At 73.9% G+C, this 12736-nt stretch carries 8 protein-coding genes; 5 read left to right on the forward strand and 3 right to left on the reverse strand.

All coding sequences use genetic code 11. The annotated features are described in order from the left end of the window. Nucleotides 1-1006 (reverse strand): CHAP domain-containing protein (locus ACWCYY_RS12780; protein ID WP_449796012.1); only part of this gene is annotated, 1006 nt, incomplete at its 3' end. A 309-nt stretch (nucleotides 1007-1315) separates the two neighbouring features. On the opposite strand from ACWCYY_RS12780, the gene ACWCYY_RS12785 reads away from it, so the two are divergent. The 3 genes from ACWCYY_RS12785 (at nucleotide 1316) to ACWCYY_RS12795 (ending at nucleotide 6962) form a co-directional block, all read left to right on the forward strand. Then, on the forward strand, nucleotides 1316-2149 hold the full coding sequence (locus ACWCYY_RS12785; RefSeq protein ID WP_449796013.1) for an FAD binding domain-containing protein: 834 nt from the start codon (nucleotides 1316-1318) through the stop codon (nucleotides 2147-2149). Next, nucleotides 2146-4953: a molybdopterin-dependent oxidoreductase gene (locus ACWCYY_RS12790; protein WP_449796014.1), complete on the forward strand. Its 2808-nt coding sequence runs from the start codon at nucleotides 2146-2148 to the stop codon at nucleotides 4951-4953. The genes ACWCYY_RS12785 and ACWCYY_RS12790 overlap by 4 nt, the downstream gene beginning before the upstream one ends. 104 nt (nucleotides 4954-5057) lie before the next feature. Beyond that, nucleotides 5058-6962, forward strand: a complete 1905-nt coding sequence (locus ACWCYY_RS12795) for a helix-turn-helix domain-containing protein (protein ID WP_449796015.1) — start codon at nucleotides 5058-5060, stop codon at nucleotides 6960-6962. Nucleotides 6963-7024: 62 nt separating this feature from the next. Here ACWCYY_RS12795 and ACWCYY_RS12800 read toward each other — a convergent pair whose 3' ends face one another. After that, on the reverse strand, nucleotides 7025-8212 hold the full coding sequence (locus ACWCYY_RS12800; protein ID WP_380149672.1) for an amidohydrolase: 1188 nt from the start codon (nucleotides 8210-8212) through the stop codon (nucleotides 7025-7027). Between the two features lie 40 nt (nucleotides 8213-8252). Continuing rightward, on the reverse strand, nucleotides 8253-9680 hold the full coding sequence (locus ACWCYY_RS12805) for an MFS transporter (RefSeq protein ID WP_380149673.1): 1428 nt from the start codon (nucleotides 9678-9680) through the stop codon (nucleotides 8253-8255). A gap of 212 nt (nucleotides 9681-9892) precedes the next feature. Here ACWCYY_RS12805 and ACWCYY_RS12810 point away from each other — a divergent pair, with 212 nt between their 5' ends. Together ACWCYY_RS12810 and ACWCYY_RS12815 are read left to right on the forward strand one after the other, a co-directional pair. Further along, complete coding sequence (locus tag ACWCYY_RS12810) at nucleotides 9893-10870, forward strand: Lrp/AsnC family transcriptional regulator (RefSeq protein ID WP_449796016.1); 978 nt, start codon at nucleotides 9893-9895, stop codon at nucleotides 10868-10870. Nucleotides 10871-11048: 178 nt separating this feature from the next. Further along, nucleotides 11049-12710 carry an AMP-binding protein gene (locus ACWCYY_RS12815; protein WP_449796017.1) on the forward strand — a complete coding sequence of 554 codons (1662 nt, stop codon included), beginning with the start codon at nucleotides 11049-11051 and terminating at the stop codon, nucleotides 12708-12710. The last annotated feature ends 26 nt before the right edge of the window (nucleotides 12711-12736 follow it).

Here is a 12736-nt window from a genome sequence, read left to right on the forward strand (position 1 = left end):
CGTCGAAGCGGTCGCAGAGGACTTGGTCGCCGGTGCCGACGCGGCGGCAGTAGGAGACGCTGCCGTCCGAATTGGCGATCCAGGAGCGGTCGTTGGCGTAGCCCCAGTCGTTGGCGGGCGAGTACCTGCTCACCCACCCGGTGGATTTGAGGACGTTGCAGACGAGGAACTGGGAGTTCTGGTCGCCGGCTCGCCCGCACTCCGCCGGACCGTCCTTGGTCGGCAGGTACGCGTAGTCGGCGGAGTCCACGGTCGTCTGCACGTACCGCGTGGTGGGGGCGGAGCTCCCGGCGGCGTTGCGGGCGACGACGGAGTAGCCGTAGCTCTGCCGGGGGGACACCTGGACGTCCAGCAGGCGGGTGCCGGTCACGGTGCCGATCAGCACGCCGTTGCGGCTGACCTGGTAGTCCGTCGCGCCCGAGGAGGCTCCCCACTGGAGGTTGACGCGGGAGCCGTGGACCAGGGCGGAGAGGCTGCCCGGTGCCGGGGGGACGGGCGGAGGCGTCGGGCCGCCGCCGATGTCCTTGAAGTGGATGTACTGGAACGCGCCCGTCGCGACGGTCCGCTCGTTGTAGGTGCCGTTGTAGCCGTAGTTGTACTCCTCGATGGTCACGGTGCCGTTGCCCACCGACTCGACCCAGGCCACGTGTCCGGACGACCAGGCGACGGAGCCCACGGCGGGGGTGTTGTCGACCCGGATACCGAGGTCGCGGGCGCGGTAGCCCCAGTCGCCGGCGTTGGCGTGGAACGGGATCTCGTAGCCGTTGCGGCTGTGCAGCCGCCAGGCGGTGAAGCTGGTGCACTCCCTGTTGTACATGCGCCAGTCGTCGATCACCGAGTCCATTGGGACGTTGCGCCACTTCGCCGGGTAGTCGTCGTTCCAGGCGTGGGCCACGGGGTGGGCCACCACCGAGAGCAGGGCGGTCAGCAGGATCGTCAGGAAGACGCCGAGGGCGCGGCGGAGCGCTCTCCGGCGGTCGTGCGGGACGGGTGTCGCGGATGGCATCGCAGTCTCCTCCGGTCGTCACGCCGCGTCGCGGTCAGGCGACGGCGGGTGTTCGGGGAAATCCTCGGGGGTGACCGATGATCAGATCGGCGAACCGGCCGATATCCGTCAGACGCGCTACTGCCCGCACCGGCAACGGTTCCAGGGGATTCGGAACGGGGCGCTCCCGGTGTGGCCGGTGCTGGAGGATCACCCAGGCAAGACCGCCTGGCCTGGTGTCACGGCCCACTCGTCCCCCGCTCGGCCCGAGGGCTTCAATCGCTCTGACGGCAGGTCAGGGACGACAAGCCGGGGACGGGAGGAGCGCCGATGGACCTGCACACGGTGACGGAGGTGTGCGACGCCCGCCGCTACGGGAGCTGGCGGCCCGGCGATGCCTGGCTGGGCGGCGGCACCTACCTGTTCTCCGAGCCGCAGCCCCACCTGCGGCGCCTGGTCGATCTCAGCCGGATGGGCTGGCAGCCGCTGGCGCGGACGCCCGAGGGTGGACTGGAGATCGCTGCCACCTGCACCGTCGCCGAGCTGTCCGCGTACGGGAAGGACGCCGACTGGCGGGCCGCGCCGCTGGTGGAGCAGTGCTGCCGGGCCTTCCTGGCGTCCTGGAAGATCTGGAACCTCGCCACCGTCGGCGGCAACCTCTGCAACGGGCTGCCGGCCGGGCCGATGATCTCGCTGACCGCCGCGCTGGACGGCGTCTGCCTGCTGCGCGGCCAGGACGGCGGGTACCGGCGCGTCCCGGTGGCCGAGTTCGTGATCGGTGCAGGACGGACCGTCCGCGAACCCGGTGAGCTGCTGCGCTCGATCAGCCTGCCGGCCCGGGCGCTGGAGGCGCGCACCGCCTTCCGGCAGTCCTCGCTCTACGGACTCGGCCGATCCGGCGTGCTGGTGATCGGGGCCCGTGACCCGCAGGACGGGTCCCTCACCCTGACCGTCACCGCCTCCACCGTCCGCCCGTTCCGCTTCTGGTTCCCGCCGGAGCCCAACGCGGCGGCCGTCCGGGAGGCGGTGGAGGACGGCATCCGGGGCGACGAGTACTTCGACGACATCCACGGACTCCCGGACTGGCGACGTCACATGACGCTGCGTCACGCCGAGGAGATCCGCAGAGAGCTGAACGACGGGAACGAGGAGGCCGCGCGATGAGCTATCGCGTCCGGGTCAACGGGCAGGACTTCGACACGGAGCCGCGGGGAGGCCAGTGCCTGCGCACCTATCTGCGCGAGCGCGGCTGGTTCGGCGTCAAGAAGGGCTGCGACGCGGGGGACTGCGGTGCCTGCACCGTCCAGGTGGACGGGCAGCCGGTGCACAGCTGCCTCTACCCGGCGGTGCGCGCCGAGGGGCGTACGGTCACCACCGTCGAGGGCCTGGCCGAGGGCGGCGAACTCCACCCGGTGCAGCAGAGGTTCCTCGACGCCCAGGGCTTCCAGTGCGGATTCTGCACCGCCGGCTTCCTGATGACCACCTCCGCCGAGGCCTTCGACGAGGAGAAGAAGGCCGACCTGCCGAGGGCGCTCAAGGGCAACCTCTGCCGCTGCACCGGGTACCGGGCGATCGAGGACGCCGTGAACGGTGTCCGGCACACCGAACTCCCGTGCGCGGGCAAGGCGGTGGGGCGCAGCCTCGGTGCCCCCGCCGGTCCGCAGGTGGTGACCGGGACGGCCCGGTACACCTTCGACGTGGAGGTGGAGGGCCTGCTGCACATGAAGCTGCTGCGCTCCCCGCACCCGCACGCCCGGATCCTCTCGATCGACACCTCGGCCGCCCGCCGGGTGCCCGGCGTGGTGGGCGTGTTCACCCACGAGGACGCACCTGCCAAGCTCTACTCCTCGGCCCGGCACGAACACCCCACCGAGGATCCGGACGACACCCGGCTGCTGGACGACGTGGTCCGCTTCGTCGGCCAGCGGGTCGCGGCGGTGGTGGCCGAGACCGAGGGCGCGGCCGAGGAGGGCTGCCGGCGGATCGTGGTCGAGTACGAGCAACTCCCGTACGTGCTGGACCCGGAGGAGGCCATGCTGCCGGGCGCACCGGTGATCCACCCCAAGGGCCCGGAGTCGCGGATCGCCCGGGCGGAGAGCAACGTCTGCGGCGAGGCGCACGGCGAGCTGGGCAGCGTGGAGCAGGGGTTCGCCGAGGCGGACCTGGTGTACGAGGAGACCTTCCGGACCCAACGGGTGCAGCACGCCAGCCTGGAGACGCACGGCTGCCTCGCGTACTTCGAGGAGAGCGAGGAGCCCGGCGGGGAGGAGCGGATCGTGGTGCGCTCCTCCACCCAGGTGCCGTTCCTGACCCGGCGGGCGCTGTGCGACCTGTTCGACCTGCCGCTGGAGAAGGTACGGGTGGTGGCCGGGCGGGTCGGCGGCGGGTTCGGCGGCAAGCAGGAGATGCTCACCGAGGACATCGCGGTCTTCGCCGCGATGCGCCTGCACCGGCCGGTGAAGCTGGAGTTCACCCGGGCCGAGCAGTTCTACGGCGCCACCACCCGGCACCCGTTCCGGATCACGGTGAAGCTCGGCGCCAAGCGGGACGGCACCCTGACGGCCCTGCAGTACCGGGTGGTCTCCAACACCGGGGCGTACGGCAACCACGGCCCTGCGGTGATGTTCCACAGCATCGGCGAGTCGATGGGCGTGTACCGGGCCCCGCACAAGAAGGTGGAGGCCTACTCCGTCTACACCAACGGCGTGCCGGCCGGGGCCTTCCGCGGCTACGGGCTCGGCCAGGTCACCTTCGCGGTGGAGTCGGCGATGGACGAGCTGGCCCGCCGACTCGGCCTCGACCCGCTGGAGCTGAGGGAGCGGAACATCATCGGGCCGGGTGAGCACATGGAGGGCCCGCTCGGCGAGGAGGAGGACCTGCACATCGCCAGCTACGGCCTGGACCAGTGCCTGAACGTGGTGCGCGACGCCATCGCCGGGGACACCAGCGCCGAACTCGCCCCCGAGGGCTGGCTGGTGGGCCAGGGCTTCGCCATGGCCGCCATCGCCTGCGGCCCGCCCGGCGGCCACATCGCCGACGCCACGGTGAAGCTGCTGGAGGACGGGACGTACGACATCGCGGTCGGCACCGCCGAGTTCGGCAACGGCACCACCACCGTGCACAAGCAGATCACCGCGGGCGCGCTGGGCACCACGGTCGACCGGATCGGCATCCGGCAGTCGGACACCGACGTGGTCAAGCACGACACCGGGGCGTTCGGCTCCGCGGGCACGGTGGTGGCGGGGAAGGCGGTGATGAAGGCCGCCAACGCGCTGGCCGAACAGATCGTCAGCTTCACGGCCGAGTACGCCCGCAGGCCGCGCAGCCAGGTCCGGCTGGGCGCGGAGGCGGTGGAGTGCGACGGGCGGACGGTGCCGCTCAAGGAGGTGTTCGAGGCCGCGCGCGGACGGGGCGTGGAGCTGCGGGCCGACGGGCACTTCGGCGGCTCGCCGCGCTCGGTGGCCTTCAACTCGCAGTGGTTCCGGATCGCCGTCGACCCGGACACCGGGGAGATCCGCATCCTGCGCAGCGTCCACGGCGCCGACGCGGGCAAGGTGATGAACCCGCTGCAGTGCCGGGGCCAGGTGGAGGGCGGGGTGGCGCAGGCGCTCGGCGCGACGCTCTTCGAGCAGGTGCTGCTGGACGGGCGGGGCGAGGTGACCACGGCCGCCTTCCGCCGCTACCGGCTGCCCGCCTTCGCCGATGTGCCGCGCACCGAGGTGCACTTCAGCGAGACCTCCGACGCCATCGGACCGCTGGGCGCCAAGTCGATGTCGGAGAGCCCGTTCAACCCGGTGCCGCCGGCCTTCGCGAACGCACTGCGCGACGCCACCGGCATCCGCTTCACCGAGGCGCCGTTCCTGCGGGACAAGGTCTGGCGGGCGCTGCACGAGGCCCGCGAAGGGGGCCGGACTGTGCGCGCCTCCGAGGCGGGGGCGGCGGACGGGGCGGTCGCTCGGAGGAAGTGACAAGAGGGAAAGACGGTTCGGCCGCTTGCATCTACCATGCAGAACTGCGTGATCTCCTGGCATCGGCGAGAGTGGGCCAGGGCGCGGAGCACAAGGAGCACCACATGATCGTCGGGGACCTGCTGGACCTGGCCGACCTGCACATCGAAGCGGCCTGGGCGACCCCCGAGCTACTGGCCACCGAGGTCACCGGAGTCACCTCCACCGACCTCCAGGACCCGGCCCGCTACCTCCAGCGCGGCGAGCTGGTGCTCACCGGGCTGGTCTGGTGGCGCCCCGAGGACGGACCGGCCGCCGCCTCGGCCGCGCTGCGCTTCGCCAACGCGCTGCGCAGCGCGGGCGCCGCCGCCCTGCTGGCGGGCGAGGGCACCCACGGCGCCGTCCCGCCCGAGCTGGCCGAGGCCTGCCGCCTGCACGGCGTCCCGCTGCTCTCCGTCCCGGCCGGCACCAGCTTCCGGGCCGTCACCGACCGCGTGTACCTGCGGCTCTGGGGCGAGCTCGGTGCCCCGGAGGAGGGCGCGGCCGCCCTGCCGGCGGCGGTCCGCAAGGACCTGCTGGCACTGCTCGGCGCGGCCGCCCGGGCGGCGGTCGACGGCCCGGCTGGGGGCGCGGTCACGGGCCCGGCCGGTGGTGCTGTCGGGAGTGCGGCCGGGGGGCGGAGCGCGGGTGCGGTCGGTGCTGGAGCGGTGGTTGACGGACCGTCGGGAGGTGCGGAGGCGGGCACGGCCCCGGTGCGCGACGCCGTGCTGGGGGAGGTGCTGGCGCGCGCGGTGAACCGGCTCGGACTGCCGGGCTGTGCGCTGCTCACCGGCTCCGGGCGGGTGCTGGCCGCCTCCTCGGAGGAGGCGGAGGCCGAGGTGGTCGCCACGCTGGGCGGTGGTCGGGGCGGCGGCGCGGTCCCGGTCGGCCCGCCCGGGGACACCCCCTTCGACGGCTGGCTGCTGCGGACCGCCGTCGAACCTGGCCCGTCCGTCCGCACCCTGCTGCTGGGCCTGGCCGAGCTTCTGGCCCCCTCGGCCGCCCGGGCCAGGGCGACCACGGCGGCCCAACGCCGCACCGCCGCCCGCCTGGTCGGGCTGCTCGGGCCGGACGGCGGGCCCGGTCTGGCCGAGGCCCTGACGCTCTGTCGGCTCCCGGCCCGGAAAGCGCTCACCCCGGTGGTGGTCCGAGCCGAGGGCGCCCCGGAGGGGTGGGCCGTCGCCGCCCTCGCCGAGGCGCTGCACCTGGCGGGCGTGCCGTTCGCCGCCGCCCCGGAGTCGCCTCACCCGGCCGCCTCTCCGTACGAGGCGAGCCGTATCGAGTCGGGCCCTGTCGAGCCGAGCCCGTTCGGTGCGAGCCCGTTCGGTGCGTCCGCGTTCGGTGCGTCCGCGTCGGAGGTGGGCCCGTTCGGGACCGCGCCCGCCGCCGGCGCCGCTGGCGCACCGGAGGCGGCGCGGCCGCACGCCGACGCACCGCCCCACGGCACCGCCGCCCGCCCCGGCCGGGGCTGCGCCGTCGCACTGGTGGCCGCACCGGCCGCCGAGGTCACGGCGGCCCTGCGCGCCGTCTGGCCCCGCTTCGAGAGCCGCCTGGCCGGCCACGGGCCGCTGCGCGCCGGCGTGGGCCCGACCACCGAGCCGGAGCGGGCCGAGCTGGCCGCGGCCCTGGTGCAGGCCCGCTACGCGCTGGCCTCGGGCGCCGGGGGCGCCGTCGGCAGCAGCGCCGAACTCGGCTCCCTCGCCGCCCTGTTGGGCGGCATCCCGCCGGAGGTGCGGGCCGCCTTCCGCCGTCGCCTGCTGGCCCCGCTGGCCGCCCACGACCGGGCCAACCCGGTCTCGCTGCTCAACACCCTGGACACCTTCCTGCGGCACAACGCCTCCTGGTCCCGCACCGCCGAGGCCCTGCACATCCACGTGAACACGGTGCACTACCGGATCCGCCGGATCGAGGAGCTCACCGGCCGCAGCCTCACCCAGCTGGAACACCGGATGGACCTGCGCGCGGCCCTGCTCTGCTCCGTCGAGGCCTGACGACGCGTCGGCCCGCCCCACCGGAGTGGGTCAGACCGACGCGTCGTCAGGTGCCGCGCGGGCTACGCGGCCGTGGTCCGCGCGGCAAGCCGGTCGAGCAGGCGGGCGCGGTGCCCGTCGTCGGTGGCCAGGGCGAGGGCGGTCCAGGCCATCGCCAGGCCGCCGTCCAGGACCGCGCGGTCGGCGCCGTCGCCGGTCCCGTACCGGGTGAAGTCGGGGTGGTGCATGATCGTGTCGCCGGTGCCGTAGCCGATCATCGGGTGGATGGTCGGCACCAGGTGGGAGACGTTGCCCATGTCGGTGGAGCCCGCCCGGATGCCGGGCGCGGCGGGGGCCGCCGTACGGCCGAGCAGTGCGGCGGCCTCGGTGTAGAGCCCGCACATCGCGGCGTCCTGGCGCAGGTCGGCGTAGTCGTGCCCGACACCGCGCAGGTCGAGCTCCGCCCCGGTGGCCAGCGCCCCGGCCTCGAAGCAGGCCCGGACCGCGCGCTGGACCTCCCGGAGGTCCTCCGCGGTCGCGGCCCGGCAGTCGTACGAGGCGGTGGCCAGGGCGGGGATGACGTTCGCGGCCTCGCCCGCCGAGGTGACCACGCCGTGCACCACGCCGCCCGGCACCATCTGCTGGCGCTGCAGTCCGATCGCGACCTGGGCCAGCGTCATGGCGTCGGCCGCGTTGACGCCCCGGTGCGGCATCGCCGCGGCGTGCGCGGGGCGCCCCGTGTAGCGCACCTGCCAGCTGCTGATCGCCAGCGAGGTCATCCCGACGCCGTCCTCAGGGGCGGCGTGCACCATCATCGCGGCCGCCACGTCGTCGAAGGCGCCGCCGTTCAGCAGGTCGACCTTCCCGCCGCCGGACTCCTCCGCCGGGGTGCCCAGCAGCTTCACGGTGACGCCGATCTCGTCGGCCACCGCGGCCAGCGCCAGCGCCGCCGCCACCGAGGCGGCGCCGTTCACGTTGTGACCGCAGGCGTGGCCGATGCCGGGGAGGGCGTCGTACTCCGCGCAGATGCCGATCACCAGGTCGCCGCGGCCCGCCGTGGCGGTGAAGGCGGTCGGCAGGCCGCACACCCCGCGGTCCACCTCGAAGCCGGAGGCCTCCATCAGGTCGGCGATCTTCGCTGCCGACCGGTGCTCCTCGTAGGCGAGTTCGGGCTCGGCGTGCAGGCTGTGGCTCAGCGCCAGCACGTCGTCCTGACGGGCGGTCAGCCTGGTCCGGGTGCGCGAGCGGAGGGTGGCCGGCTCGGTGGTCATGGGGACTCCTGGAGGTCGGAAGGGGCGGAGGGGTGCGGGGTCAGCGCCGGTCGGCGGCGGGCTGCCGGTACAGCAGCGCCAGCAGGGCGCCCGCGCCCGCGACGGCGGCCGACAGCCACCAGGCCGTGGTGTAGGCGGACAGCGCCGGCAGGACCTGCCCGGCGGCGGTGCGGGCGGCGAACACCGAGAGGACGACGGCCGCCCCGAGCGAACCGCCGACGTTGATCAGCAGCTCGTTGATGCCCGAGCCGACCGAGGTGCGGTCCTGCGGGACCGACTCCACCGCGAGGGCCCGGGTCGACTGCTGGAGGAAGCCCGTGCCGATCCCGGAGACGACGCTGAGCAGCAGGAAGAGCGGGAGCGAGTCGTGCCGCAGCGCCAGCGCGCCGTACCCGGCGGCCATCAGCAGCGAACCGAGCACCAGGGCACCCCGGTCGGAGACGGCCCGGGCGACCGCGGGCGCGGCCAGCGCACCGGCCGCGATCGCCAGCATCCCGGGCAGCGAGGCAGCGGCGACCCCGAGCGGGTCCAGGCCCATCCCGTAGCCGTTCCCGGCGGCGTCGGTGCCGAGGAAGACCGCGTTGGCGACCTGGAGACCGATCATGCAGAACGAGAAGGCCACGGTGACCAGCGAGACCACGGTGACCCCGCGCCGGGCGAACATCCGCACGTCGATCATCGGCTCGGCCGTCCGGCGCTCCACCGCCGTCCACACCACCAGCAGTGCGGCGCCGCCCAGCAGGCAGCCGAGGGTCCGCCCCGATCCCCAGGCCCAGCCCGGCATGCCGCCCTGGCCGAGCCCCAGCATCACCGCCACCATGCCCGCGCTCAACAGCGCCCCGCCGGCCCAGTCCACCCGTCCGCCGGGCCGGTGCCCGCTCTCCGGCAGCAGCGGCCAGGTGACCAGCAGGGCCAAGGACACCGCCACCGCGGGGAGCCAGAGCGCCGCCGTCGGGCTGTCGACGTGACGGGCGATCAGACCACTGGCCAGCAGGCCGACCGAGAGGCCGCCGACCAGCGCGGTGACCATCAGGCTGACGCCCCGCCGGCTCTCGGCCGCCGTGCCGCGTCCGCGCAGGATCCCCATCAGCAGCGGGAAGAAGCCCGCGAACGCGCCCTGGAGCACCTGGCCGGCCAGCAGCACGCCGAAGGACCGGCCCGCGCCGACCATCAGCGAACCCGCCAGCACGATCCCGAGGTTCCAGCGCAGCACCCGACGGTGGCCGTGCAGATCGCCCAGCCGGGACAGGACGGGGGTGAAGGCGACGCTGGCCAGCAGGTTCGCGATGCTCAGCCAGTTCAGCTGAGCCGCCGTCACGTGCAGCACGGAGGTCAGCGACCTGAGCACCGGGGAGAGGAACCCCTGGGTGATGCCGCTGGTCAGCTCGACGACGGCCACGCCGGCCAGGACGGCCGGGAGGGTCAGGGCTCTGGCCGCTCTCCCGGCCGGTGCGGTGGTCTCGGTCATCTGCGGGGCACCTGTTCTCGAGAGGCGGCCGGGGGCTGCCGGTGGGGGTGGCGGAAACAGGCTGTCAATGTGGACCCGGGGCGGAATACCGGGCAAGATCTGGACCAGAGGTCGGGTGGAAGCGGCATCTCGGGTCGGCCGAGTGCGGGAATCCGGCAATCACGGGGTCGACGGCGCCGTGGTCCGGCGCCCGGCGCGGAGCAGGAGGAGCCATGGACCGCACCCTGCCGGGAGAGGAGCTCCCGGACCCCACCGACCTGGCGATCCTGCGCCTGCTGCGCCGCAGCCCCAGGGCACCGCTCGCCGAGGTCGCGGCGGCCCTCGGCATCCACGAGCGGACCGTCGCCCGCAGGCTCGACCGCCTCACCTCCAGCGGGCGGGTGCGCTTCACCGCGCTCCTCATCCGCGACTTCCTCGGGGACGCGCTGGTCGCCGAACTGGCGGTGCGCTGCGCACCGGACCGGCTCCACGACACCGCGCTGGCCCTGGCCCGCCGCCCGGACACCAACTCGGTGGAGGTCGCCACCGGCGCCCCGGACGTCTACGTCGAACTCACCCTCCCCGACCGGCGCCGGCTGCTGGAGGCGGTCACCTCGATCGGGTGCCTGGACGGCGTCACCGGCGTGCACTCCGAGGTCCTGGTCCGCCTGCTGCTCACCGCCAACGACTGGGCACCCTTCGACGACGAGCCCACCGAGCCGCGGCGGGCGGTCAGCGAAGGCCGCCCGCTGCCCGAGCCGATCGCGGTGGACGAGCTGGACGAGCAGCTGGTGGCCCTGCTGCAGGACGACGCCCGGATGTCGATGACCCGGCTGGCCCGCGAGCTCCGGGTCGGCGAGACCACCGCGCGGCGCCGGCTGGCCCGGCTGATGGGCTCCCACGTGCTGCACCTGCGGCTGCACGCCGAGCCGGAGGTGCTCGGCTTCCCGGTCGAGTGCCGGTTCCGGCTGGCCGCCCCGCCCGCCGAGCGCGACGAGGTCCTGCGCGCCCTCGGCCGGGAGCCGGCGGTCCGCCACCTGGCCCTGACCACCGGCGCGCACAGCCTGCTCGGCTACTCCAGCCACCGCACCATGGCCGAGCTGGACGCCTTCTCCACCCGGGCGTTCGCCGGCACCACGCATCCGGTCGACACCGCACTCCTGCTGCGCAGCTACAAGCGCGCCGGGCGGGCGGCCGGGCCGGGAGGCTGACGGGCGTACGTACGGTTCCGGCTGACGGGCCGTCGACCTGCGGCGCTTGACGGGCCGTCAACCCACGGCGCGTGCCGATCCGTCGCCCCTGCACAGGGATGGCGTGCTCCGGTCACGGCTGCCTAGACTCGGTGATCGTCCGTCCGAGGAGCAGTCCGAACGAGCCCAGGAGTCCCGCATGCCGACGGCCCCCCAGCCCAGCATCAGCACCGGCCCCACGGAGAGCCCGCTGCTGGAGGTCACCATCGGGGAGACCCTCGACCGCACGGTCTCGGTCCACCCCGACCGCGAGGCGCTGGTGGACGTGCCGAGCGGGCGCCGCTGGACGTACCGTCAACTCGCCGACGAGGTGGACCGGGTGGCGCTCGGGCTGCTCGGGCTCGGGGTGCTGCCCGGCGACCGGGTCGGGATCTGGGCGCCCAACTGCCCGGAGTGGGTGTTCACCCAGTACGCCACGGCCCGGATCGGCGCGGTCCTGGTGACGGTCAACCCCGGCTACCGCAGCCACGAACTCGAGTACGTGCTCCGCCAGTCGGGCATCCGCACCGTGGTCGCCGCGCCCTCGTTCAAGACCTCCGACTACACGGCCATGCTGACTGCGGCCCGCCCGGCCTGCCCCGAGCTGAAGGACGTCGTGCTGATCGGCACGGACGGCTGGCGGGAGCTGGTCGGCACCGACCCGGCGGACCGCGACAGTCGCGCCCGCTTGGCAGCGGTGGCGGTCGGCCTGAGCGCCGGGCAGCCGATCAACATCCAGTACACCTCGGGCACCACCGGCTTCCCGAAGGGCGCCACGCTCTCGCACCGCAACATCCTGAACAACGGTCACTTCGTCGGTGAGCTCTGCGGCTACACCGAGCAGGACAGGATCTGCGCCCCGGTGCCGTTCTACCACTGCTTCGGCATGGTGATGGCCAATCTCGCGGCCCTGACCCACGGCGCCTGCGTCGTCATCCCGGCCCCCGGCTTCGAGCCGGCCGCGACCCTGCGCGCGGTCGCAGCCGAGCGCTGCACCTCGTTGTACGGCGTGCCGACCATGTTCATCGCCGAGCTCAACGACCCCACCTTCGAGGAGCACGACCTGAGCAGCCTGCGCACCGGCATCATGGCGGGCTCGCCCTGCCCGGTCGAGGTGATGAAGCAGGTGGTCGAGCGGATGGGCATGCGTGACGTCTCGATCTGCTACGGCATGACCGAGACCTCTCCGGTCTCCACCCAGACCCGCCTGGACGACACGCTGGAGCGCCGGGTCTCCACCGTCGGCCGGGTCGGCCCGCACCTGACGGTCAAGGTGGTCGACCCGCTCACCGGCGAGACCGTCCCGCGCGGCACCCACGGCGAACTCCGCACCCGCGGCTACTCGGTGATGCTCGGTTACTGGAACGACCCCGAGCGCACCGCCGAGGCGGTGGACGCCGAGGGCTGGATGCGCACCGGGGACCTGGCGGTGATGGACGAGGAGGGCTACCTCAACATCACCGGCCGGATCAAGGACATGGTCATCCGGGGCGGCGAGAACCTCTACCCGCGCGAGATCGAGGAGTTCCTGTACACCCACCCCGACGTCCTGGACGCCCAGGTGATCGGGGTGCCGGACGCCAAGTACGGCGAGGAGCTGATGGCCTGGGTCAAACTCCGCCCCGGCGCGCCCGAGTTGACGCCCGAGGCGCTGCGGGCCTACTGCGAGGGCCGGATCGCCCGGCACAAGGTCCCGCGCTACGTCCACCTGGTGGAGGAGTACCCGATGACCGTCACCGGCAAGATCCGCAAGGTGGAGATGCGGGAGGAGGCGATCGAGCTGCTCGGCCTGCACCGGGAGGCCGGCGCCGAGCACGCCTGAGGCGGTCCCCGTCCGGGGTGCGCGGC

The sequence above is a fragment of the Kitasatospora sp. NPDC001664 genome (genome assembly GCF_053596675.1).

Excerpts from the sequence above, each read along its gene's own strand:
- ACWCYY_RS12785 (WP_449796013.1), top strand. The coding sequence starts at position 1,316 with ATGGACCTGCACACGGTGACGGAGGTGTGCGACGCCCGCCGCTACGGG.
- ACWCYY_RS12790 (WP_449796014.1), top strand. The coding sequence starts at position 2,146 with ATGAGCTATCGCGTCCGGGTCAACGGGCAGGACTTCGACACGGAGCCG.
- ACWCYY_RS12795 (WP_449796015.1), top strand. The coding sequence starts at position 5,058 with ATGATCGTCGGGGACCTGCTGGACCTGGCCGACCTGCACATCGAAGCG.
- ACWCYY_RS12800 (WP_380149672.1), bottom strand. The coding sequence starts at position 8,212 with ATGACCACCGAGCCGGCCACCCTCCGCTCGCGCACCCGGACCAGGCTG.
- ACWCYY_RS12805 (WP_380149673.1), bottom strand. The coding sequence starts at position 9,680 with ATGACCGAGACCACCGCACCGGCCGGGAGAGCGGCCAGAGCCCTGACC.
- ACWCYY_RS12810 (WP_449796016.1), top strand. The coding sequence starts at position 9,893 with ATGGACCGCACCCTGCCGGGAGAGGAGCTCCCGGACCCCACCGACCTG.
- ACWCYY_RS12815 (WP_449796017.1), top strand. The coding sequence starts at position 11,049 with ATGCCGACGGCCCCCCAGCCCAGCATCAGCACCGGCCCCACGGAGAGC.